Below are 23,042 nucleotides of genomic sequence, written 5' to 3' on the forward strand. Positions count from 1 at the left end.
TCCAGATGACACAAAAACGGGACCTTCGCCCCCTGTTGGCGCTACAGACTCGTGAACTAATCAGGAACACTTCATACTTTATTTTTGTCATAATTTTCCCTTTTGCCATGGCGGGAATGTTCCTTCTCATGTCCGAGATGATGAAAGGACAGGCTGATGCTCCGGACTTCAGCCCATTCGTTATGCCCATGGCGCTCTTTCTGGCAGTGACCGGTACAGCTTTGACCATGACCGCAGGTCCTTTGGCCGAAGTCAGGCAATCAGGAGCCCTCCGGGTACTTTCAACAACACCGATTCTAAAAACAGACTATTTGATGACGTATCTGGCTGTAAGGCTCATTATGGCGACCGTGCAGATCCTTGTCATAGTAGGCGCTTCGGTATTGCTGAATCTGCTTCCGTTTAGGGATGTAGGTCGAGTTTTTGTCGTGTCCTTATTGGGCCTGGTCATGTTCCTTGCCTTGGGGTATTTAATGGGTGGCTGGCTTTCGTCACCGCAGTTGGCAACCAACTTGGGAGCTCTCGTGCAACTCTTGGCTTTGTTCCTCAGTGGCCTGGCCATACCCTTCGCCATCCTTCCGGATTGGTTGACGAATGTTATCAGATGGATTCCGTCGACTCTCTTTGGAGATCTCATTTTCTGGGCATCAAAAAATCCTCTGCAGCAAACGGGCGCTATGCTTTCAACTTCCATCGTGCTTGCTGTTACTGCAGTGCTTGTGTTTTTGGCGGTTCGCGGTTTCAAATGGGATGTGGAGTGAGTTTGGAACCCGAAGTGTCATTGATTAAACATGTTTGAAAGTTGAAATATTCAAGCAAGTCATAAGTTATCCATGCCACCAGCCATAGGAGGGTTAGAGGGCCAAACTCGGTTTTCTCTTGGTTATTTGTCCATGTCTGGGACTGCAGCACCATACTCTGTTGGTCTGATTCAGCTCGTCCACGCTACCCTCAGCGCCTGCTGTTATTTCTCCTGATATGAATCAGACCTTGCCGCCAGCCGGGCGGCGGGGGCCGCTATCATGAGAGCCGGAACAGGATCGAGCGGGTCCTTCGGATTGGGGCCCGATGAAGGAATGCGTACATGGCGGATATGGTTGACAATCACAATGACGACGAAGGCCCGGACCTGGGCAGGACCTACCACAGCGGTCCGGTAATCATGCGCGGGCCCATGATTCCTGAGGCGGACGCCAATGCTGGTTTGCTCTCATCGGGCGGTGACACGGACTGGCTGCATATGGATCCCTGGCGGGTGCTGCGCATCCAGGCTGAGTTCGTCGACGGGTTCGGTGCATTGGCGGAGCTGGGGCCGGCAGCCGCCATCTTCGGTTCGGCACGGACCGGCAGGGAGGATCCCAACTATACTGCTGCTCGCAAGATGGGCGGCGACTTGGCCAAGGCCGGTATGGCAGTCATTACCGGGGGAGGGCCTGGTATCATGGAGGCGGCCAACAAGGGCGCCGCTGAGGTCGGTGGCAAGTCCGTCGGCCTGGGCATCGAATTGCCCATGGAGCAGGGACTGAACCGCTGGGTGAATCTGGGCATCACCTTCCGCTACTTCTTCGTGCGCAAGATGATGTTCATGAAATACTCCTCGGGCATCATCGTCTGCCCCGGTGGGTTCGGCACCCTGGACGAGATGTTCGAGGTGCTGACCCTGGTCCAAACCCATAAGGCACCCAGCATGCCCATCGTCCTCTTCGATAGGGCCTACTGGCAGGGGCTCTTCGATTGGATCTCAGACACGGTGAGGCAGCGGGGCATGATCTCTGATCTGGACCCCGATCTGGTCATCCGCACTGATGATCCCGAAGAGGCTGTCCAGGCTATCCTGCGTCACCGTGCCTGAATAATAGATGAGCGGCGGTCAGTGGGCGCGGGTGGCCATGATCATGCCCGTGCCGATGGGCAGCAGGCAGGATTCCCAGGCATTGTCTTTGCTTATGTCTTCCATGATGGTGCGTAAGGTGGTCGTTTTCTCGGATCTATTGGCCGGGTTGAGCACGCCGCCCTTGTCAGGCTCGTCCAGCAGATCGAAGGCATCGGTAAAGATCAGCTGTCCCCGGTCCTTGAGCAGGCGCGGGGCCTGGTCCATAACCTGTTGGTAGTTGTCCCCATTGCCTGAGACGACGATAAGGTCGTAGTCGCTGGGGTTGAGCCTGGGAAAGTAGGTTCGGGCAGCCGCGTTGACCGCCCGCAGCCTCATGCCGGGGTGGGCTTTCTCCATTCCCGCGAATATTTTTTTGACCAGAGAAGTGCCTTGGGCTGTGGAGTCGACGGCGGTGAACTGGCCATGACCATGCAGGCCTGTCATCAGGCGCAGGGCTTCGACCACGGAGCCGTTGCCGACCAGAATGATGGATGCCGGAGTGTTCCGGCCAGCCAAGAACTGCAGGAAGGCGCCTTGAGACCGGGAACATTGGGCGAATCCGGCCTCCGAAGCCTTGTTTCGCAAGGTCTGCAACTTGTCGGATTCGACATTCAGAGCGCTCGCCTCGGCGAATTCCCATCCTCTGGCGATGTTGTTGTACGAGGTTTTGTCCATGCTAACCATGGTAACGACTAGAGGGCACAAGCCTGTCGCCAGTTCATGCCGCCCTGTGTATGCATGAGTCTGACTACTCCTTGACGGCTTCGACCAGCTTCCACATCTCTTCACCCACGTCGATGCCTCTGGGGCAGGGTCGGGTGCAGGCCCGTATGGACTGGCATGCCTGGATTCCGTCCACCTGGTCAATGGCCTCAAGACGTTCCTGCCGATGGCTGTCGCGGGAATCGTTGATGAATCGAGCCGCTGCAATCATGGCTGCTGGACCGGCGAAGGCCTCACCGCCCGCATAAATAGGACAGGCGCCCTGGCAGAGCCCACAGGCGATACAGGTGCTGAGCAGTTCATACCGGGACAGTTCCTCCGGGGTTTGCCGGTATTCCGACGATGGTTGTGTATCGGCCGCTTTTGATTGGGCTGCTTGGCTCGCTGCTTTGGCTAACGGATCCTGGGCGGAATCATGGGATTGCTGCTGACCGGATACGGTGTGATTTTGGTTGCTATCAGGAGAGTAATCATCATGGAGCAGATAAGGCTTGAAGCGTCGAATCTGCTCAAACATGGCATCGGTGTCCACTATCAGGTCTCTGAGCGGGGTGAAGCCGGGGAGCGGGCGAATCTCCACTGCTGAAGATTCTGCATGGCCTGATGTTTTAGTCGGGTGTGGTGGATCTGTAAGGTCTGTAGCTTTTGTAGCGGTTGCAGTTTCCATAGGATCTGTGGCCGAGAAATCTGTGGCTGTTGTGTCAGAGACCGAATCCGAATGCGATGACGACGGGGATACGGCCTTTTGGGGTGTCGCTGCACGAGTGTGACGGAAGGCAGGAGGCTGTTGAGCCTGTAGGCTTCCAGTGGCTACACCGGGTGAGGTGTATGCGTTCGGCATGGTCTTGGACGCAGACAGGCAGTCGGCGATGGTGGCTGTGCAGAGCAAATCCGGGCGGCCGTTGATGAGTACGGCATCCGACCCGCACATGCCATGTCCACAGGAGTACCGGAAGTTCAGTGTGGAATCCACCTCTCGCTTGATCTGCAGAAGGGCATCCAGAACGGTGCATTGAGGGGCAATGCGGATCGTATACTCCTGCGTCCAACGACGGCCTCGGGCCCGTCGGTTGCTCGTTGCGGCGAAAGGGTTGCTTTTTGCGAATGGGTTGGTTCGTGCCGGACGCTCTGATTGAGGTCGTGGGGTAAACCGGGCTATTCGGAAGGTCACCGGACGAGGATCGCGGTCCGGTGCGGATTCCTTGAATCCGTCTAAGCCGGTGGACTGTGATGTCACGGTTGCTCCTGTCCTTGCCGGGATATGGCCCGATGCCCATTGATGTGCGCGGACTCCATCCTAATCCCTGACTGATCAGGATAGGTGTCGAGTATGTGCCTGACTGGACAGATTGGGCTCAGTGTCCATCAATAGTTGCGGCCCTTGGGAGGCATGTCGACGATATGAACAGGCTGCCAGGAGACGTCTTCCTTGGCATCGATCATGGTGTGAGCCAGATAGTGTTCGTCATCGCGCTGCGGATAATCGCTCCGGTACAGAGCACCGCGGGATTCCTGACGCCGCAGGCTGGCGTTCAGCACAGCCCGGGCCAGGGTCAGCAGGTTGTCCACCTCCATGATGGCGGTCACCTCCTGGTTGAATACTGCTGTACCGCTGTGCGCACGTAGCTGTCTGGCGTCGTCATCCAGTTGATCCAGGCCGCGCAAACCCTTTTCGATGCTGCCCTGATCGCATCGGACGGCAACGGCCTCCTCCATCAGCCGTCCCAGTCGATCCATCAGCGCATAAGGATTGTTCAGGTTGGCATCGTCATCGGGCTTGGATTCTTCGTCTTGCTCGTCAGCCAATGCTGGTTCCGAGGGGTCGGTTTTACTTGCTTTAGACAGCAACTCATCCAGGAAGGCCTGACGTTTTTGCAGGACCTGCGTGAGTGAAGGTGCGTCGGTCATGTCGTTTGGCTTTTCGGAATTTGCCATGGCGGCGGCGATGGTCTGTCCGGTTCTGGCGCCAAAGAGGCAGGCATCCAGCAGTGAGTTGCCGCCCAGCCGGTTGGCTCCATGAACGCTGACACAGGAGCACTCCCCAGCAGCGTACAGTCCGTCGACGATTCGACGGCGGCCATCCCGCCAACGATAGACGCGGCCCCGATCGGTGATGGGGATGCCTCCCATGGTGTAGTGGGCGGTGGGTTTGACCGGAACCATATCCACAGTTGGATCCAGATGGGCGTAGCGATGGATGGTTTCGGTGACCTGGGGGAGCAGAGCAGTCATGCGCTGGCCGTCAATGCCGGTCATGTCCAGCCAGACGCAATCATGAGGTCCGTCAGGGTCCGATGGATCGGCCACTCCGTGACCTGCATCAATCTCGGCCATGATGGAACGGCTGACCACATCCCTGGCGGCAAGGTCGCCGTGCCCCGGCGCGTAGTCCTGCATGAAGGCTCGTCCCTGACTGTTCTTGAGCACGCCACCTTCTGCCCGGGAGGCCTCCGAAAGGAGGATGCCAGTGTGGCCCAGGCCGGTGGGGTGAAATTGGATGAACTCCACATCCTCCAACTGCAGGCCGGCCTGCAGGGCGAGCGCCATGCCGTCACCGGTCAGATCCCAGGAGTTGGAGGTCGTATGGAAGAGTCGGCCGGCCCCGCCCGTGCACAGGACGATATTGTCGGCTTGGATGGTCTGCAGCTTGCCGGCATGGGTGTCCAGGACGATCAGTCCTCGGGCATGGCCGCCGGATTCGTCGTCAGCGGGCGGGTCAACGACCAGATCAGTCACATACCATTCCTCAGCGAACTCGACTCCCTGACGCAGACACTGCTGCCAAAGGGCGTGCAAAATCTGGTGGCCGATACGGTCGGCTGCATAGGCTGCTCTCCTGACTGGATGGCCACCATAATCCGCAGTATGGCCTCCGAACTTCCTCTGGGCGATGTGACCGTCTTCAGTTCTTGAGAAGGCCACGCCGTCATGTTCCAGTTCGATGACGATGCCCGGGGCCTGCTCGGCCAGAATCCGCACGGCGTCCTGGTCAGCCAGCCAGTCGCTGCCCTTGATGGTGTCGTAGTAGTGCCAATGCCAGTCGTCCTTTTCCTGATTGCCCAGACTGGCCGCGATACCGCCCTCTGCTGAGCCGGTGTGGGATCGCAGAGGCTGTAGCTTGGAGACGACGAGGACCTTTGGAGTTAAGCTTCTCCTGCTCTCTGTGTCCTCTAAAGCTCTATACAGTCCCAGAGCCGTTGACAGCCCGGCCGCTCCGGCTCCGACGATGACGGCATCATAGCGGTTCTTGACCTTCTGCGGATTCATACCATTGATACTGTCACGACCCGTTGATAGTGGCGTCCCGTCAAGTCCATGTCTGCTTGGGCGGGCAGAATGGATTTCATGACCGAGCTTTCCTTCTCCCAGCAGGTTTATCAGGTCGTCAGGCGGATTCCTCGCGGCAAGGTGGCCACCTATGGCCAGGTCGCCTCCCTGACTGGGCATCCGCACAACGCCAGGTTCGTAGGTTATGCGCTTCATGACAATCCTGAACCTGGGGTGATTCCCTGTCATCGTGTGGTCTTCCGTGATGGTTCTCTGGCCCCGGGATTCGCCTTTGGCGGTCCTGAACGTCAGCGTCGGCTGCTGGAGGATGAGGGTGTTCATTTTGTTCCTCCCCGTGGCGATGATCCGGCTGGCGCCGACGGCTGGGTAGTGGATTTGGATTGTTGTCGCTGGCAGGCCTGACTCTTCGGGTGCTCAGCCACGACGCATCCGTCCTGCAGCTTGATCAGGCCACGAATCTCCAGGGATCCCAGCAGTTGCATCAAATGCCTGACGGAGAGCCCACGTCCCTGCTCAGCCAGTTCAGCGCGAAGCCGGCCCGTCATGGGCGGACCGTTCCGACGCTGACAGTTGCGGACCGTTGCCAGAACTGTTGCCTCATCCTTGGTCAGGCGCTCGTCATCCGCTTTTTTGCATTCATTGTCAGTCGCTAAATCTGATGGCGGAATTGAAGAATCCTCTCTGTGCTGAGAGTGGGTTGGAGGTCCGTCTCTATCGGTCCGGGATTGTTTGAGCACAGTTGAGTGCAGTTGACCGTCGTGGATGGTTTGCGTCGGATGATTGGAGTCAATCGTCGGTGTGCTTTGCCTGCTCTGCCTGTTCATTTGATTATCACGTGATTCGGCGGTATTGACTGAAGTGGAGGCTTCTTGACGGACGGACCTGCCGGGGTGAAGTGGTCCATGGGCAGGGTGGCAGATGTCTCGGATATCGGATGCCGACAGGAGCAGCTCCGCTTTCCCCTCATGGATGAGTCGGTTGCAGCCGGTGTTTTCCGGCTGGTCGATTCTACCAGGAGCAGCCAGCACTCGGCGACCCAATTCCACGCCCCAGTTGGCTGTGTTCAGAGCACCGGATCGGTGCCGTGCCTGCGCCACTACGATGGTAGAGGCAAGAGCGGCGATGATCCGGTTTCGTAGTAGGAACCGACGCGCCTCGGGGATTGTGGCGGGCGGCAGCTCGCTGATCAGTGCGCCGCCATCTGCCTCAATGTTCTCGAACAGACGGCTGTTGCGTTTGGGACCCATATGAAGCAAGCCTCCGGCAAAAACGGCGACCGTACGTCCGCCACCAGCGGCAAGGGCTCCCCAGTGGGCGGCGGCATCCGTACCCATGGCCCCGCCGGAGACGACCAGGTGGCCTTCGCCGGCAGCCTGTCTGGCTATTTGATGAGCGATGGATCGGCCATACTCGTCACATGTTCTTGACCCGACCACGGCCAAGGGACGATCACAGCTGGTCAATGATCCAGGATTGCCTTGTCCCCACAGGCAGAGGGGAGGAGCCCAATCAGAGCGGCGTGCCAGGTCATCTACTTGGCCTGGCCAACACGGATCGCCTGGGGTCATCACCCAGAATCGGCCTCCGCCGGTCATCATGGTCCGCACCTGGTCGGTGTCCATGGCCAGTAAGGGTGTCAGGCGTCTTCGCCAGGAGTTTCTGATCTTGTGGAACCGGATGAGGTCTTCAGGGCTCGTTTGCCGTCCCCACCGAGCCGTTCCCTTCAGAAAGCGTTCATCCAGTCTCTTGCGAGCTGCATCATGAGGGCCGTCATTCTCCGACGTGTTCGGTGCTTTAAGTTCAATCAGGTTTCGGCACAAGTCGGCCGCTCGGGCCGAGCCCAGAAGACAGGCAACCATAAAAGCATCGGGGCCATCTGCCGCCAGAGTTAGCACGGTTCTGGCAAGCCAGTCGCTTTCGACCATGGTCATCGGTCGCGGCTGGCCGTCGGGCATGGTCTTCATCAAAGGTCCGGTCATCTTAGACGGCCCTTGTCCTGAGTAGGAGGCCGGTAGTCACATCGTCGGCGTCGGGGCTGGTCCGCCCGTCCAGGTCTGCCAGAGTCCAAGCCAGGCGCATGGTCCGGTCTGCACCGCGCAGACTGATCCGTTGCCTGCGCAAGGCCTGATCCACGACCGAACGTGCCTTGGCTGATGTGTTCCGGCGCAGCCATTCGCCACTGATCTGGGCGTTGCAGATCCAACCTTCCTTGCGAAAACGCTCTTTTGCCGTCTGGCGGGCGCGGGTCACACGCTTGCGGATCTGAGCGCTGCGCTGGCGTGGACGGTGGTCATCGAATCCCGGGTCGGTCACCGGCGGGACTGTGGTCTGGATGTCGATGCGGTCCATGATGGGTCCCGACAGCCTGTTCCAGTAACGGAGGCGCTCGCGGGCTGTGCAGGTGCATCGCTCGCCGGTGCCGTATCCGTATCCGCAGGGGCAGGGGTTGGCAGCCATGACCAGCTGGAAACGAGCCGGGAAAGTGGTGTTGCCCTTGGCCCGGGACAGAAAGATACGCCCGATCTCCAGTGGTTCGCGCAGGGATTGGATCACCCTTGGAGAAAATTCCGGAGCCTCGTCCATAAAGAGGACCCCGCGATGGGCACGGGTGATGGCACCAGGGGTGGCCAGTCCGGCGCCGCCCCCGACCATTGCAGCCATGGAGATCGTATGATGTGGGGCCTCGAAGGGTGGCACATCGGTGATGCCATACTGGCTGAGCGTGCCGCAGAGGGATCGGATGGAGGCCACTTCCAGCTGTTGAACAGCATCCAGGGCGGGCATGATGCCGGGAAGCCGTGCTGCCAGCATGCTTTTGCCGGCTCCTGGAGGACCGACCATGAGCATGTGATGACCGCCGGCTGCTGCCACCATCATGGCCCACTTGGTCTCCTCTTGGCCGATTACATCAGCCATGTCCGGCTTGGGCGGAGATGGGTCGGAATTGGCGGAGGAGTAGTCTTCATGACCCGGGTTACTGGGGTGCACACCCGCTATGGCCGTTGACTTGTCGGTGTTCTTGTGGCTGTCTGCTTTGGGGACGGCAATCCTGCTTCGCCCGCCCAAGGCCTGGATAAGCTGACCCAGGTGACATAGTCCCACGACCTCGATATCTGGAACCAGACGGGCCTCGTCAAGGTTGTCTGCAGGGACGAAAGCCCGTGTGATTCCCTGGGCTCTGGCCTGCATCAGGATAGGCAGCAGACCATTGATGGGCAGAATCGTGCCGTCCAGGTTGAGTTCGCCCAGGATGATCGTATGATCCAGGCCTTCCGTCGGCAATGCTCCGCCGGCTTCCAGAACACTGGTCGCAATGGCCAGATCGTGTGAGGAGCCATGCTTGGGTTTTGAAGCAGGAGACATGTTGACGGTGACCCTGGTCTGCGGCCACCGGAATCCACAGGCTGAGCAGGCGGATTTGACCCGTTCGCGTGACTCCGACAAGGAGGCATCCGGCAGGCCGATGATGGAGAAGTAAGGCAGCCCTGGGGAGATGAAGGACTGCACGTGGATGAGAAAGGCCTTGAGACCTATCAATCCCACGGATTCAGCAGATCCAAGACGCATCAGAAGGCCTCCCTGGTGTGTCTGAGAAAGACTGATCCCGGATTCCAACCGCCTCTGCTTGAACGGTTGGAGCCATTGACAGCCTGGGTGGAAGTCTGATAGGAAGCGAGGGGATAGGCGCCCTCGCAATGCATGTGGCTGTCAGGGTCGGACTTGACTGACAGGCTGATGACATCGAAACGGGTGCCACGATGTCGTGCGCCGGGATCTCGGTCGTGGCTGATCAGCCATTGGACTGCTGCGCGACGCAGATGGGTCTGCTTGCGCGGGCCGACAGCCTGTTCCGGGGATCCGAACCGACCGGTGCGTCTGGTCTTGACCTCTACGAATACCAGAATTGACTCGGGATCCAGGGCGATGATGTCCAGCTCGCCGAACCGGCTTCTCCAATTTCTGGCTAGGATTTTCCAGTTCCGTTGCCGCAACCACTGGCAGGCGTAGTCCTCACCCAATCGTCCGAGCTCTCGGCTGTTGATGTCACCGGCCCTGATTTGTCGTTCAATATCTGCCAGCTCCATGCCGATAGATTCATGGTTGCTCGTATCTGATTCATTTGTCCAAGATTGCACGTTTTCTGGATCATCAGCGGATTCTTTGAAATCGGGCAGAGCGCTTATGGGCTGTGCGATCGATGGGTCTGCAATTATAGCCTCGGCATCAGTTCTCTCGTTCACGTCATTGATGACTGTGTGGTGATTGGTTGGTCTGGTCAGTGCTTGTGTGTCCATGTTTCCAGGAGACCACTGGAAGGAAGTCGGTGACTAGTCGAACCAGGCATGTGGTCGAACGAGCCTGTGATAGCAAGAAGGTGGACGAACGAGTGAATTTCCGATGCCGACCTTGTATCAGTAAGGGAGGTGGAGACAAAAAAGAAAAATATTGAAACAGAGATGAAAATAGAAATGATGGAAAATAGAAATGAGAGAAAGCAGAAACCAAGGAAGCAGAAACGAGCAGCCCGATGAAAAGCGAGCAAACGAGGGAAGCAGTGCAATAAGCAAAGGACTCAGCGAACATGCCAAAAGAGCCGGTGACGGTTTCCGCTGTTGTCCTGCACCTGGATGAGGGAACCAGGCATTAAAGAGAATTGACGGAGATCAGGAGGTGCAACCGGTGGATTCCTGAGAAGCACCTTCCTGCCCCTGTTGCTGAATCGCTTATGGCCAATATGGCTAACTGGTTAGATAGCGATCGGATTTCTGGTCGATAAAGATGCTCTGATTGAAGCGAATTAGACGGGTGTGACGCGGCCCCTTGGAAACCACGTCACACCCGGTTAGCGCCTAATGGACCGGTTGAAGGAATCAGGCCGCGGTGACCACATTCATGTCGGCACGGGCAATGGCCTGGTCGAAGTCCCTGGTGCCCTTGAAGACCTCCCGGGTCCAGGGGTTGATGTGCTGACGGCGCGCACGGACCAGGATGTAGCCCAGTGCGAGCACGTTGGCGGCCAGGGAGAGGATGGAGACCGTCAGGTTGACCCCGGCCTTGTTGACCGACTGGGTTGAGAAGACCGAGTAATCCTGGAACATGGGCAGGACCTGAGCGAACATGCACCAGATGGCCAGGGTGTTGGCCCGGTTCTGGATCCAGCCCCCCTTGTTCCAGAGGAAGTTGGCGAAGGTGGGCGCCAGGAGGAGGGCCAGGCCGCAGTACCAGGCATGGTTGGGCAGGCAGTTGTAGGTGTAGCAGAAGTTCCACAGGTCGTAGGAGATGATGAAGACCCAGGTCATGTCGGGCCAGAGCATGTCGCGACGGTCCTTGGAGGCATAGATGCCGAAGATTCCGGTCATGCAGAAGATGTTGATCAGGCCCGCCACCCCATTGAAAATGTTGTGCCAGCCGCCCATCAGGGTGATACCCTCGGTGGACACCCAGGTTCCGCCCCATCCGCGCAAGGCGGATTCGAAGTCGGAGACCACTGCGATCAGGATGTTGATGGCGACGATGATGAAGGGGAAGCACTTGAACCAGTGGGACTTGCCGATCTTGCCCCACCCGTACTTGAGGGCCATGAAGCCGATGCAGCCGGCGGTGGCGGCATAGAGCTTGGCATAGTGGAACCAGCTGGTCATATGGACGTAGGTCGGGTTATGAAGCGCCCAATCGGCCCCGAAGGCCGCCGAGACGTAGATGGTCAGGAAGTACGCGGTCAGGGCGGCGGGAATGGCAAGGAAGCAGATGATGCCTCCCGTCTTGCTCCGCCTGGCGACTTCGTTGAGACCGATCAGGCATGCGAAGACCAGAATCCAGCCCAACCATTGGTAGGGGGCATTGGCTCCGTAGACTTGGAACAACATGACGATGTCCTTTCTTCTGTTCTGTGTCAGGTGTTCGTTGGTTTGGTTCTTGGCAGCGGATGTCGGGAAGGGCACCGTCGCCTTACAGGTAGGGCTCCAGGTGGAGGGTCTGGGCGGCCATGCGGATGAAGGTTTCGTCGCTGGTGTCCGGCTGCACCCTAAGGAGGGTGATGAACCCGGAAATCAGGACGATCAGCATTTCGCGCACATGGTCGATGGGCAGTTGATCCTGGTGGTGCCTGGCGAAGTCCTGAACCGCCGTCCGGCAGAAGTAGTCGGCTATGGCCTTGGAGACCTGGTCCACGAATCGCGTGTAGAGCCCTCCATTGCCCGAGTGGATCATCTGCTGTCGGAGCGGGCTGTTGTCGGCGATGATCGACCGGGCCACCTGTACGACGGTCTCCAAAGCTCCTTTGACATCACCGGGTGTCCGCTTCCTGTTCCATTCCTCCATTCGGCCCAGAACCTGGTTGACGGACTTGTCCACCATGGCCTGGGCCAGGGTCTCCTTGTCGGGGAAGTAGTGGTAGAAGAGGGACCTGGTCATCCCCACCTGCTTGGCGATGTCCTTGATGGTGATGTGGGAGAATCCCTTGTTCCTGCAGATATCGATCACAGCCTGGACGATTTCGTCGCTTTTCCTGGACCTCTTGCGTGAAGGTCGCGGGGCGAAAGCTGACTTGTCTTCTGTAGCTGCTGCCTGCATGGTTACTTCCTGTCCTTCCGGAGTCTGACGACCCCAGGAACTGAACTTTGACACTATGTCAACATTGACAGCTCAAGTATAAAACCGACTTTGACAAAGTGTCAATTTCGTCTGGATGCCTATCTATAGGCAGATACCGAGTTTCACCTCATGCTGAGGACGGGGGTTATAGGAAGACCCCGAAGCGCAAAATGCTCCGGGGTCCTGTGGAAACCTGTGATCAATGGATTTATATTTATGACGCCATGACCTCAGGTGCAGGCGACCGCCTTAGCCGACCAATCCGGTCAGCAGGCCCAGGTCCAGCTCGAAGCTGACCCCGCGTTGCTGATAGTCAGGCTGATTGCGTGTATGCTGCATGGCCGAGCGGACGAATTCGCCGGCGATCCGGGCGGCATCGGCCAGGCCTCGTCCTGCAAAAAGCGCCCCGCAGAGGCTGGAGGCGAAGGCATCGCCGGTTCCGTGGATCATGAAGGGCAGCTTGTCGTGGATCAGTTCGGTGCGCCCGCTGACTCCGCCGTGATCTGCCGAGGCCACGAAGTTGCGCAGCTTACCGTCCTTCCGGTCGATGCCCTTGATGATGACGTTTTTCGCGCCCATGTCCAGCAGACGACCCAGACGCTCACCAACCTGGGCATCGTCGAGGTCCTGGCCTTCGTAGTCGATGCCGGTCAGCAGACTGACCTCGGTCAGGTTGGGCATGAGCAGGTCGGCTCCATCGACCAGATTGGTCACGGCCCGGCACATCTCCTCGGTGTAGGTGGGGTACATGGATCCGCCGTCGCCCATGACCGGGTCGACCAGCCGCAGAGCCTTGGGGTATTCCCGATACATGCGCTGGATGATGTCGACCTGCTCGGCGCTGCCCAGGAACCCGCTGTAGATCCCGTCCAGCTCGACGCCCTCCTTCTGCCAGGCATCCAGGTATCCCGGCAGCATCTCGGTGGTGTCGTGGAAGGTGTAGTCCTTGAACATGGTGTGCGCGCTGAACAGGGCTGTGGGCACCGGGCAGACGTCACATCCGGCTGCCGAAAGGATGGGGATGGCGGCCGTCAGCGAGCACTTGCCATACCCGCACATGTCATGCACGGCGGCGACTCGGGGTATGTACTTGCTGTCGCGTTGGTAGAGCCTGTTCTGATCGTCCGTCTGTCCGGCCATCTTTCGAACTCCTTCATGCCTGCTGAGGCTGTTCGCAGCGGAGCCTTCTCCGTTGCTTACTCGACTCTACAGCGGAGGGGTTAAACGGGCACCGCCGCGTGTGGAATACCGAGATGAAAAAGGCCCGCTTTCAACCTTTTGGAAGCTGTTATAAAAAAGGACGATACCGAAAAGTCCTTTCTGGCTTGAACTGGTGGGCTTGGGCCGCTTATGGTCACAGTCAAGAACTCAGACAAGGATGAACCTCCCACGGGTACTTCATTCATCAGAAACAGATAGGAATCGACATGACCGACCAGAACCCGCACAAGTACCATTTCGAGACGCTTCAGCTCCACGTGGGTCAGGAGCAGGCCGACCCCGCCACTGATTCCCGGGCCGTGCCCATCTACGCCACCACCAGCTACGTCTTCCATGACTTCGACCACGCCGAGGCCCGGTTCGCGCTGAAGGACCCGGGCAACATCTACGGCCGTCTGACCAACTCCACCCAGGGGGTCTTCGAGGACAGGATCGCCGCCCTGGAGAACGGTACCGCCGGTTTGGCCGTGGCCTCGGGAGCGGCAGCCGTGGAGTATGCCTTCCGGAACATCACCCAGACCGGGGACCATATCGTGTCCTCCAAGAACATCTATGGCGGCACCTTCAACCTGCTCAAGCACACCCTTCCCCGCGATGGTGTAGAGACCACCTTCGTGGACCCTTCGGACCCGTCCAACTTCGAATCGGCCATCCAGAAGAACACCAAGCTGGTCTTCTTCGAGACCTTCGGCAACCCCAACGCCGACCTGCCCGACTTCGAGGCCATCTCCAAGATCGCCCATGACCACAACCTGCCGGTGATCGTCGACAACACCTTCGCCACTCCTTACCTGTTCCGGCCGCTGGAGCACGGAGCTGACATCGTCGTGGAATCGGCCACCAAGTTCATCGGCGGCCATGGCACCACCCTGGGCGGGGTCGTCGTGGAAGGCGGACAGTTCGACTGGGCGGCAGTGCCCGGCAAGTTCCCCACCTTGACCGAACCCGACCCCAGCTACCACGGTCTGCGCTTCTACCAGGATCTGGGGGCTGCGGCCTTCGTCACCCGCATTCGCGCCATCCTCCTGCGCGACACCGGCGCCGTCATCTCGCCCTTTGCAGCCTTCCTCCTCCTGCAGGGGACCGAGACGCTCTCGCTGAGGGTTGAGCGCCACGTTGAGAACGCCCTGAAGGTGGTGGATTATCTGCAGACCGTGCCGGAGGTGGAGTCGGTCAGCCACCCGGCCATCGAGGGCCGCCCCGACCACGAGCTCTACAAGCGCTACTTCCCCAACGGCGCCGGGTCCATCTTCACCTTCGATCTGAAGGGCGGCAAGGATGCGGCCAGGGTCTTCATCAACAACCTGCATCTGTTCTCCCTGCTGGCCAACGTGGCTGATGTGAAGTCCCTGGCCATCCATCCAGCATCGACCACCCACTCCCAGGAGACACCGGAGGAGCTGGAGGATCAGGCCATCCATCCCGGTACCATCAGGCTCTCCATCGGCACGGAGAACATCGAGGACATTCTGGATGACCTCAAGGGTGCCTTCCAGGCATTGAAGGAGTCCGGTCTGGCCAAGTAACCGGCAATCATACTTCCTTCCTGGTCACGTATATGCGTGATATACGACCGAGAAGGCGAGAAAACAGAAGGTGCCTGTCGAAACCTCATTACGTTTCGATGGGCACTTTTGTATATGCCTTCCCTTCCTTCTCCAGTGGCAGACAGTACCTGACTGGTCAGGCGGAAATGTTCTGGTGGGTAAGATGGGGGCATGAAACATGGAGCAAAGACGAGGGCGTCTTCTGATTCGTCGTCCGGTGCGGGGAAACCGAGGCAGATAGCTCAGGTGGCCATCAAGGCCAAGGGACTGACCAAGGACTATGGCAGTGGGGAGAACCTGGTCCATGCCCTGCGGGGGGTCGACGTCGAATTCGAGCGGGGCAGGTTCACGGTCATCATGGGTCCCTCCGGGTCGGGCAAGTCCACTCTCATGCATACCTTGGCCGGCTTGGACACCGTTACCTCCGGACACGTCTACCTGAACGCCGATGCTGCCGGGGTGAAGGGCAGGCGGACCAGCCGTCATGGAGGGCGGAGGGGAGTGGTCGACCTGACCAAGCTCAACGACAATCAGCTGACTCTTTTGAGGCGCCAGAGTCTGGGCTTCATTTTCCAGAGCTTTAACCTCCTGCCCATGTTTACGGCCAAGCAGAACATCCTCATGCCTCTGATCCTGGATGGGGCCAAGCCGGACACAGCCTGGTTGGATGTTCTGGCCAAGACCCTGGGCTTGGAGGAGAGGCTGAGCCACCGACCCAGCGAGCTTTCTGGCGGTCAACAGCAGCGCGTGGCCATTGCCAGGGCACTCATCACCAAACCTTCCATCGTCTTTGCAGACGAGCCCACGGGAAACCTGGACACAGCCTCCTCGACCGAGGTGCTCAGCTTCCTGCGGGATTCGGTCCGCGAGCTGGGGCAGACCATCATTATGGTCACGCATGATGTTTTTGCGGCCTCCTTTGCCGACCGGGCTCTGGTATTTGCGGATGGGCGCATCGTGGCCGACCAGGACAGACCCACTGTGGATTCCATGAACGCCTTGCTCTCCGAGGAGGTCTTGGGATCCGCAGCCATAGCTGGCTCGGCTGCTCATCGCTGAGGGGAATGCTTGTGTGGTTCGTTGCCAGAAAAATGATGCGGCATGACCTGGGCATGATGGTTCCCGCCGGCATCGCCATTGTTGTCGGAACACTGTTTATTGCCATGACCTTCCTCTTCGGCAACACCATGGACGTTTCCATGCGGTGGATGGTCTCATCCGATGCTGCCCAGGCCAATTACGCCATCATCCCCGCGGAAGGGAGCCATCCTGACCAGAAAAGGGTGAAGGACTTCAAAACCGAGGAGCTGGCAAAGGTCCCAGGCGTTCACGCAGTCAGATCAGACACGCAGCTCATGGCGGATGTCCGCGCCGGCACGATCAAAAGCGAGAGCGTGATTGCCGTTCCTATGGCGGATTCATCACTGATGCCGGTCGGTCTTGCCAAGGGATCCTGGCCCAGCGCCGATGACCAAGTGGTCCTACCCGGGCCGACTGTGTCCAGGCTCAAGCTCTCCTTGGGCGACAAGGTGAATCTGAACCTGTCGCCCAACATGCTGTATGTCGCCGAGGACCTTGGGCCGAAAGGGCAGGCCAGCGCTGACCAGGTGGCGGGCAGGTTCATATCGAAGCCTTTGACCTTGTCGGGCGTCAGCTCGAATCAGGGCAACGAGGGCGGCGAATTTGGCGAGTCGGGCGGCGCAATAGTGCTGACCCCCAGGACCATAGATGTCTTTATGGCTACAGCAGGTCTTGGTGGCATAGGTAACCTGTATGCCCAGAACGTTTATCTGAATGTTGGCGGGCAGGGCAGCGACCTTGATGGGAGTCTGGCCTCTCTGCGCAAGCTCATGCCTTCCGGCTATTCCCTTGAGGACCGTCACACTATGGAGGACCGACTGGTCAAGACCGCGCTCGGCGGTTCCCAAAACCCCGTCACCACCTTCCTTCTGGTCTTTGGCACCCTGGCCATGTTTGTGGCTGCTACAGTCATTGCCAACACCTTCCAGGTCATGGTCGCTCGGCAACGTCGCTACCTGGCCCTTCTGAGGACGATAGGCGCCAATAAGAGCCAGGTCAGGGCCAGCGTTCTGATGCGTTCCATCATCCTGGGCGCTGTGGCATCCCTTATCGGGGTCGGCGCCGCCATCGGCATCATGGCCATTCTGGGTGCAGCCAAGGCTCATACAAGTTCCCTCTACTTCCAATTGAAGCTGACTCCGGCGGTTATCCTGGTGCCTCTCGTTTTCGGCATCGTCGTCACGGTCCTGGCCTCTCTTGGCTCCTCTTGGGCCGCCACCAGGGTCAGTCCTTTGGAGGCGTTGAGGCCTGCCGATCTTCTGGAGAACAAGCGGACGAGCAGGATACGTCTGTTTGTCAGCGTGGCCATGATTCTGCTGGGCGTCGCCATGACGGTCTGGTCCCTCTGGCAGGTCAGGCTCAATGTCACGGCAGACAAGGCCAGCAAGCCATCCGGAGATGGGCCGAACATTGTTGCTGCTATGGCTGTCATCGGCATTGTCCTGGCCTTCCTGGGCATCCTTTTCAGTGCCAATCGTTGGATTCCTTTCATGCTCAGGGGAGTCGGGTCCCTGGTTTCTCGAATCGGGCCCTCGTCCACAATCGCTGTGGCCAACATCGCTCGGAACCGCTCCCGTGTGGCGGCTACGGGTACCGCCCTCTTGATTGGTGTGACACTGGTTGCCACTCTGAGCACAGGCGCCGCCAGCGCCAAACAGACCATGGCCGACATGCTGGATGAGCACTACTCGGTCGATCTGCAGATCAGCGCTGATGGCTTGGATGCCGAGGCTCTGAACGCCATTCGTCGAATCGACGGGGTTGCGCAGGCCGAGCTGGTGCCCCAATATGCCGCCATGGTCAAATCAGGTGGCGAGAACGGTGCGGGAATGACTATTTTCGCTCTGGATCCACACAAGATCGATCGTCTCCTGAATGCCAATGTCGGCAAGGATCTTTCCGGACAAGATGCCCTGCTGCTTCCAGAAAGCCTCATGGACAAACAGAAGGATTTTCACAACGGCGGGAATCTTGGGCTCAATATTCTCAGCCCGATTCAAGGCGACGCTCATGGCGGATCCACGTCGGTGGCTCAAAGACTCTTCGTAACCAGCATCTATGCGCCCTACCAGGGGATTGATGCCAGCAATTTATATGGCATGACCGATTCATCCTTGCTGAATGGCGTTCAGCCTCAGACCGTGCAGATCTGGGCCAAGGTTGATGGCTCGCCAACAGTCTCGACGTTTATGGACAAGGTGAAGAGTGCGCTTTCCGGGTATTCGGCTGTTTCCGTGAAGGGTGGGTTGGCTGAAAAGCAGCAGTGGGATCGGACCGTCGACAACCTGCTCATGATTATCCTGGGCCTGCTTGTGGTTGCGGTGGCCATCGCCCTGATTGGCGTGGCCAACACGCTTTCCCTGTCGGTGTTGGAACGTCGGCGGGAGTCCGCCACCCTGCGTGCCATCGGGATGACCCGCAAGCAGATCAGACGTTCCCTGGCTGTGGAGTCAGGGCTGATAGCCCTGGGGTCGTCCTTGTCTGGCATGGTCTTGGGCCTGCTCTTCGGCTGGGCTGCAGCCTATGAGATCTTCTCTTCTCTGGGTACGGTGGCTTTCCCGATTCCTTGGTCCATTGGCCTGGTGATTCTGCTGGTGGCGTTCGTAGCGGCGATTCTGGCAAGCGTCCTGCCTGCAAGGCGCGTCAACCGGACTCCGCCGGTCGTGGCTCTAGCAGAGGAATGACGACAAGCAGTCAGATCGCATCAGAGCCAGCCGACCTTCACCCAGGCGCACCTTGGTTGGCGCCGGGAATGAATGACTTATTCTGCAAGACGATATTTTCCTTGAGGCTGCTTGGAAGCGCGCCGGCTTGATCGCGGGGACCTCGTTATTCTCGTAGTCGATTAAGGGGATTGAGGCAAGTGTTTCAATCCTCTGGTCTGATGGATCCATGTCTTTAGGCTCATTGTCTTTTGTGCTGAACATGATTTGCTTCATCTCCACATAGTCCATCCCCGCCGCCCGCGTTGATTTGGATGGTGCCAGCCTAACAGGAAGAGTTCTTCAGTGCACTCATCCGTAAGGATGATTATCTTCATCGCTCCTAGGGAGCATATCGCTGCAGCCGATAGCCGGATAGGGTCAGAAGCTGACGGGAGAAAGGCTTCCTCGCGGATAGGAGCACCATGCAGAACAAAGCGGATACTTCGTCTTCACAAGGGTTAATCGACAGAGCAGGTCCAGGCGTCGAGGGATCGCCGGCCGTCAGTGCCAGACAGCTGACCAAGGATTACGGGCAAGGTTCGAACGTCGTCCATGCCCTGCGCGGAATTGACGTGAATTTCGATCAAGGCCGGTTCACTGCCATCATGGGCCCTTCAGGTTCGGGCAAATCAACACTTATGCACGTTCTGGCTGGTCTGGATGCTGTCACCTCTGGCCATGTCTATATGGCCGCTGATCTTCTGCATTCGAAGAGCGGAGATCGTCACCATCCATCGATTGATCAGGCCGGCCGAGTTGACCTGACACGACTGGACGACCGTCAGCTGACTCTGATCAGGCGGAGGCATCTGGGATTTATCTTCCAGAGCTTCAACCTGTTGCCTATGTTCACTGCCAAACAGAATATCCTCATGCCGCTGGTACTGGACGGCGTTCGGCCTGACAGCTCGTGGATGGAGCAACTGGTAGAGACCCTCGGTTTGTCGGAGAGGCTGGACCATCTTCCCGGTGAATTATCCGGGGGGCAGCAGCAACGGGTCGCCATCGCCAGAGCGCTGATAACCAAACCCGGTCTGGTCTTTGCGGACGAACCGACGGGTAACCTGGACCTGGCCGCCAGCACTGGTGTTCTGAAGTTCCTGCGTGATTCCGTGCGCGAGCTGAATCAGACCGTTATCATGGTCACTCATGATGCCTATGCCGCATCCTACGCAGATCGCGCGCTTGTCTTTGCCGACGGACGGATTGTTTCGGACCGAAAAGATCCGACAGTGAAAGCCATGAACGATCTTCTGGCTGAACAAGTCTCGGCCGGCACTGCTGGCGATTCCCAGTCCCAGGACTAAGGGGTGCATTGTGTGGCGGATAACTCGTACGATGATGAAGCGCGATGCACGTATGATGATGCCGGCTGGTCTGGCCATCGTGATCGGCACCATCTTTATGTGCTTGACGCTCCTTTTTGGCAACGTGGCGAATGCCTCCATGCGTCGCGAAATCAGTATGGATGCAGGTCAAGCCAACTATGCTGTGACCTCCAGAAGGGATCAGGACAAGCCGATTCTGCTCGACGAATTCAATGGCAAAGGGCTGTCGAAACTGCGCGGTGTTAGTGGTTTGCGCCCTGATGTCGACCTTATGGTGGATACGGAAGCAAACGGTCAGTCCAGCAAGGGGATTCTGGCCATTGTGGGTGCCAGGCAGGAGCTTATGCCTATCGATCTGGATCGGGGGCAATGGCCTGATTCAGACGATCAGGTTGTGCTGCCGCATTCCGTCGCCAACAGGCTCCAGGCTGTTCTGGGTGATAAGGTGCGCCTGCATCTGTCCTCGGCGATGCTGCCAGGTAGTGATAGCGATAGTGCTCAGGATTCTTCAAGTAAAGAACGCCTTGTTAACCAAGGCACTGTGGACTTGACCATCTCAGGCATCAGCAAGAGCCATGGAGGAAAGTACGACGATTTCGGCGGAGCTGTGGTGCTGACGGGTTCTCGGATTGAACGTTTGCTGAGTATGGCAGGAATGGTTGGACCGGAGTCCCTTCCTGTGGGAAACATCTATCTGCAGGTTGATGGCCAGGGCAAGGAACTCCAGAACACTCTGCAAAATATCAGGCGATACGTTCCTGATGGATACCGGTTAGAGGACCGTCGTGCCATGGAGGACAGGCTGCTTAGTGAGCAGACCGGCAATGGTGTGAACTTCATGACCGTCTTCCTCATGACTTTCGGTGTGCTGGCCATGGTGGTGGCTGCCTTGGTGATTGCCAACACTTTCCAGATCATGGTGGCCAGACAGCGCAGGCATCTGGCCCTGCTGAGGGTTATTGGTGCTGATCGATGGCAGATCAGGGCAGGCGTGTTGCAGCAGGCCCTGCTCCTTGGCGTTATATCTTCCCTGGTCGGCATCTTGTTGGCTATGGGATTGATGGGCCTTGCCGGTTGCCTAGGTTTGCATTCGGGCACCATGAAGCTTGAACTTCTGCTTACACCTACAGCCCTTCTGGTTCCGTTTGTGCTCGGCGTTCTGGCAACCTTGGTGGCTGCCTTTGGGTCTACTCGTACAGCTATCAGGGTCAGACCACTTGAAGCCCTGCAACCAGTGGATCATCAGGAGTCAGGCAGCAGGAAGCGGACCGGTCTGCTGATCAGCATCCTGCTGGCAGCCAGCGGCTTGGTATTCGTGATCTGGTCCTCTTGGCGCGTCACAGAGCTAGTCAGGACAAACTCTAGCGATACAGTCCAGACCAGTAATCAGCAGGAACTCTTGCTAGGTCTCGCGGTATTGGGTGTTTTGCTGATTTTTCTGGGTGCGCTGATAGGGGCTCGTCGATGGATTCCGGCTCTTCTGCGTTGCCTGGGTGGACCTGTGTCCCGGATTGGACCATCTTGCAGGGTCGGAGTGGCGAATATCGCTCGAAATCCCTCACGAGTCGCTGCCACAGGTGTTGCTCTGCTGATCGGCGTAACTTTGGTTTCCACTCTGGCTACAGGTGCGGTAACCACTAAACGGACCTTGGCCAAGGATATTGATCAGCGTTATTCCTTGGATATTGAAATATCCGGTCAGGGGCTGAACAAGAATAATGTGCGGGCCATTGAGCGTATCGAAGGTGTTGCTGATGCAGAGCTGGTGCAGCGGTTCAATGCCGAGGTCGAGTCAGGTGGCCCCTCACAAGATTCCATGACTGTCTATGCCTTGGATACTCCACGGATTAGGCGTGTGCTTCATGGCGATCTGGGTCCAGGTATGCAAAGGTCTGATGCGTTGTTGGTGTCGACCAGAACGATTTCCAAGCATTCCGGTTACCGGGATGGAAGTCAGTTGAAGTTGTTGATAGCTGATCCTCAGACGGACGATGAACTTGGAAAAGAGACAGATGCAAGAAGAACACTGACTGGGGTCTTTGCTGGATTCGGCGGGCTGGATACCAGTGGCGTCTATGCAATCACGGACTCTCAAAATGTTGCCGGGATTGACACCAAGACGCATGAAATCTGGATCAGGACGCAGGGAGATCGCGATGCTGCACTGCTCTTGGATGACATACGTCAGGCTGTTGGAGAGCATGACGACATGGCCATCAGCGGAGGGCTGACGCAAAAGAAACGATGGAGTGAAACAATCGATTCCTTGTTGGCGATCATGGTGGCATTGCTGGGGGTTGCCGTCATTATCGCCCTGATAGGGGTCTCCAATACTTTGATGATGTCGGTGCTGGAGCGCCGTCGTGAGACTGCCACACTCAGGGCAATCGGCATGAGCAGCGTGCAGGTTCGCCGATCCTTGGGAGTCGAGGCCTGCATGATAGCCCTAGGAGCCAGCCTGGCTGGAATCGTTCTAGGAATGCTCTTCGGATGGATAGGAGCCTACCAGGTCTTTGTGCCCTTAGGATCCGTGACCTTCACCGTGCCATGGTCGACTTTTGCGCTGATACTGCCAGTGGCCTTGCTGGCTGCGGTGGCAGCCAGTGTGCTGCCAGCCAGGGAGGCAGTCAAGGTTTCACCTATCGAGGCGCTCAGTGATGATTGATGCTGCCTGATGGCTGGG

General features: G+C 58.1%; 16 protein-coding genes and 2 pseudogenes. 8 read left to right on the plus strand and 10 right to left on the minus strand.

Annotated features, from left to right (window positions below; translation table 11 throughout):
* Positions 1–5: 5 nt before the first annotated feature.
* Both ACUIAF_RS01130 and ACUIAF_RS01135 read left to right on the plus strand, forming a co-directional pair.
* A complete protein-coding gene (locus tag ACUIAF_RS01130; RefSeq protein WP_445338766.1) occupies positions 6–761 on the plus strand; it encodes an ABC transporter permease in 756 nt (251 codons plus the stop codon).
* Positions 762–1,084: 323 nt separating this feature from the next.
* On the plus strand, positions 1,085–1,852 hold the full coding sequence (locus ACUIAF_RS01135) for an LOG family protein (protein WP_198205471.1): 768 nt from the start codon (positions 1,085–1,087) through the stop codon (positions 1,850–1,852).
* A gap of 18 nt (positions 1,853–1,870) precedes the next feature.
* Here the strand turns inward: ACUIAF_RS01135 and ACUIAF_RS01140 are convergent, their stop codons facing one another.
* The 4 genes and pseudogenes from ACUIAF_RS01140 to ACUIAF_RS01155 form a co-directional block, all read right to left on the minus strand.
* Positions 1,871–2,548 (minus strand): O-methyltransferase, encoded by a 678-nt coding sequence (locus tag ACUIAF_RS01140; RefSeq protein ID WP_445338767.1) that lies wholly within the window; start codon positions 2,546–2,548, stop codon positions 1,871–1,873.
* A gap of 73 nt (positions 2,549–2,621) precedes the next feature.
* Positions 2,622–3,161 (minus strand): annotated as a pseudogene (locus tag ACUIAF_RS01145) (4Fe-4S dicluster domain-containing protein); the annotation flags it as partial.
* Positions 3,162–3,506: 345 nt separating this feature from the next.
* A pseudogene (locus ACUIAF_RS01150) lies at positions 3,507–3,833 on the minus strand (2Fe-2S iron-sulfur cluster-binding protein); the annotation flags it as partial.
* A gap of 128 nt (positions 3,834–3,961) precedes the next feature.
* Positions 3,962–5,863, minus strand: a complete 1,902-nt coding sequence (locus tag ACUIAF_RS01155; protein WP_445338768.1) for an FAD-dependent oxidoreductase — start codon at positions 5,861–5,863, stop codon at positions 3,962–3,964.
* 78 nt (positions 5,864–5,941) lie between these two features.
* On the opposite strand from ACUIAF_RS01155, the gene ACUIAF_RS01160 reads away from it, so the two are divergent.
* Positions 5,942–6,286 carry an MGMT family protein gene (locus tag ACUIAF_RS01160; protein ID WP_445338769.1) on the plus strand — a complete coding sequence of 115 codons (345 nt, stop codon included), beginning with the start codon at positions 5,942–5,944 and terminating at the stop codon, positions 6,284–6,286.
* On the opposite strand, the gene ACUIAF_RS01165 is transcribed toward ACUIAF_RS01160, so the two are convergent.
* From ACUIAF_RS01165 to ACUIAF_RS01190, 6 genes are all read right to left on the minus strand, one after another.
* The gene (locus tag ACUIAF_RS01165) at positions 6,202–7,863 is read right to left on the minus strand and encodes a DNA-processing protein DprA (protein ID WP_445338770.1); all 1,662 of its coding nucleotides are present in this window, start codon (positions 7,861–7,863) and stop codon (positions 6,202–6,204) included. The genes ACUIAF_RS01160 and ACUIAF_RS01165 overlap by 85 nt on opposite strands.
* A gap of 1 nt (position 7,864) precedes the next feature.
* On the minus strand, positions 7,865–9,451 hold the full coding sequence (locus ACUIAF_RS01170; protein WP_445338771.1) for a YifB family Mg chelatase-like AAA ATPase: 1,587 nt from the start codon (positions 9,449–9,451) through the stop codon (positions 7,865–7,867).
* Positions 9,451–9,969 carry a YraN family protein gene (locus ACUIAF_RS01175; RefSeq protein ID WP_052108373.1) on the minus strand — a complete coding sequence of 173 codons (519 nt, stop codon included), beginning with the start codon at positions 9,967–9,969 and terminating at the stop codon, positions 9,451–9,453. Before ACUIAF_RS01175 ends, ACUIAF_RS01170 begins: the two co-directional genes overlap by 1 nt.
* A gap of 786 nt (positions 9,970–10,755) precedes the next feature.
* Positions 10,756–11,751 (minus strand): DUF5692 family protein, encoded by a 996-nt coding sequence (locus ACUIAF_RS01180; RefSeq protein WP_198215997.1) that lies wholly within the window; start codon positions 11,749–11,751, stop codon positions 10,756–10,758.
* A gap of 82 nt (positions 11,752–11,833) precedes the next feature.
* Complete coding sequence (locus ACUIAF_RS01185; RefSeq protein WP_445338772.1) at positions 11,834–12,457, minus strand: TetR/AcrR family transcriptional regulator; 624 nt, start codon at positions 12,455–12,457, stop codon at positions 11,834–11,836.
* A 270-nt stretch (positions 12,458–12,727) separates the two neighbouring features.
* Entirely contained in the window at positions 12,728–13,618 is an 891-nt protein-coding gene (locus ACUIAF_RS01190) for a pyridoxamine kinase (RefSeq protein ID WP_110417332.1), read from the minus strand.
* Positions 13,619–13,905: 287 nt separating this feature from the next.
* Here ACUIAF_RS01190 and ACUIAF_RS01195 point away from each other — a divergent pair, with 287 nt between their 5' ends.
* The 5 genes from ACUIAF_RS01195 (at position 13,906) to ACUIAF_RS01215 (ending at position 23,024) form a co-directional block, all read left to right on the plus strand.
* Positions 13,906–15,225: an O-acetylhomoserine aminocarboxypropyltransferase/cysteine synthase family protein gene (locus ACUIAF_RS01195; protein ID WP_445338773.1), complete on the plus strand. Its 1,320-nt coding sequence runs from the start codon at positions 13,906–13,908 to the stop codon at positions 15,223–15,225.
* Positions 15,226–15,417: 192 nt separating this feature from the next.
* A complete protein-coding gene (locus ACUIAF_RS01200) occupies positions 15,418–16,305 on the plus strand; it encodes an ABC transporter ATP-binding protein (RefSeq protein ID WP_445338774.1) in 888 nt (295 codons plus the stop codon).
* Between the two features lie 11 nt (positions 16,306–16,316).
* Positions 16,317–19,010, plus strand: a complete 2,694-nt coding sequence (locus ACUIAF_RS01205) for an ABC transporter permease (protein ID WP_445338775.1) — start codon at positions 16,317–16,319, stop codon at positions 19,008–19,010.
* A gap of 443 nt (positions 19,011–19,453) precedes the next feature.
* Positions 19,454–20,338, plus strand: a complete 885-nt coding sequence (locus ACUIAF_RS01210) for an ABC transporter ATP-binding protein (protein WP_445338776.1) — start codon at positions 19,454–19,456, stop codon at positions 20,336–20,338.
* A gap of 31 nt (positions 20,339–20,369) precedes the next feature.
* Complete coding sequence (locus ACUIAF_RS01215; protein WP_445338777.1) at positions 20,370–23,024, plus strand: ABC transporter permease; 2,655 nt, start codon at positions 20,370–20,372, stop codon at positions 23,022–23,024.
* The last annotated feature ends 18 nt before the right edge of the window (positions 23,025–23,042 follow it).

The organism is Bifidobacterium sp. ESL0822, assembly GCF_052606675.1.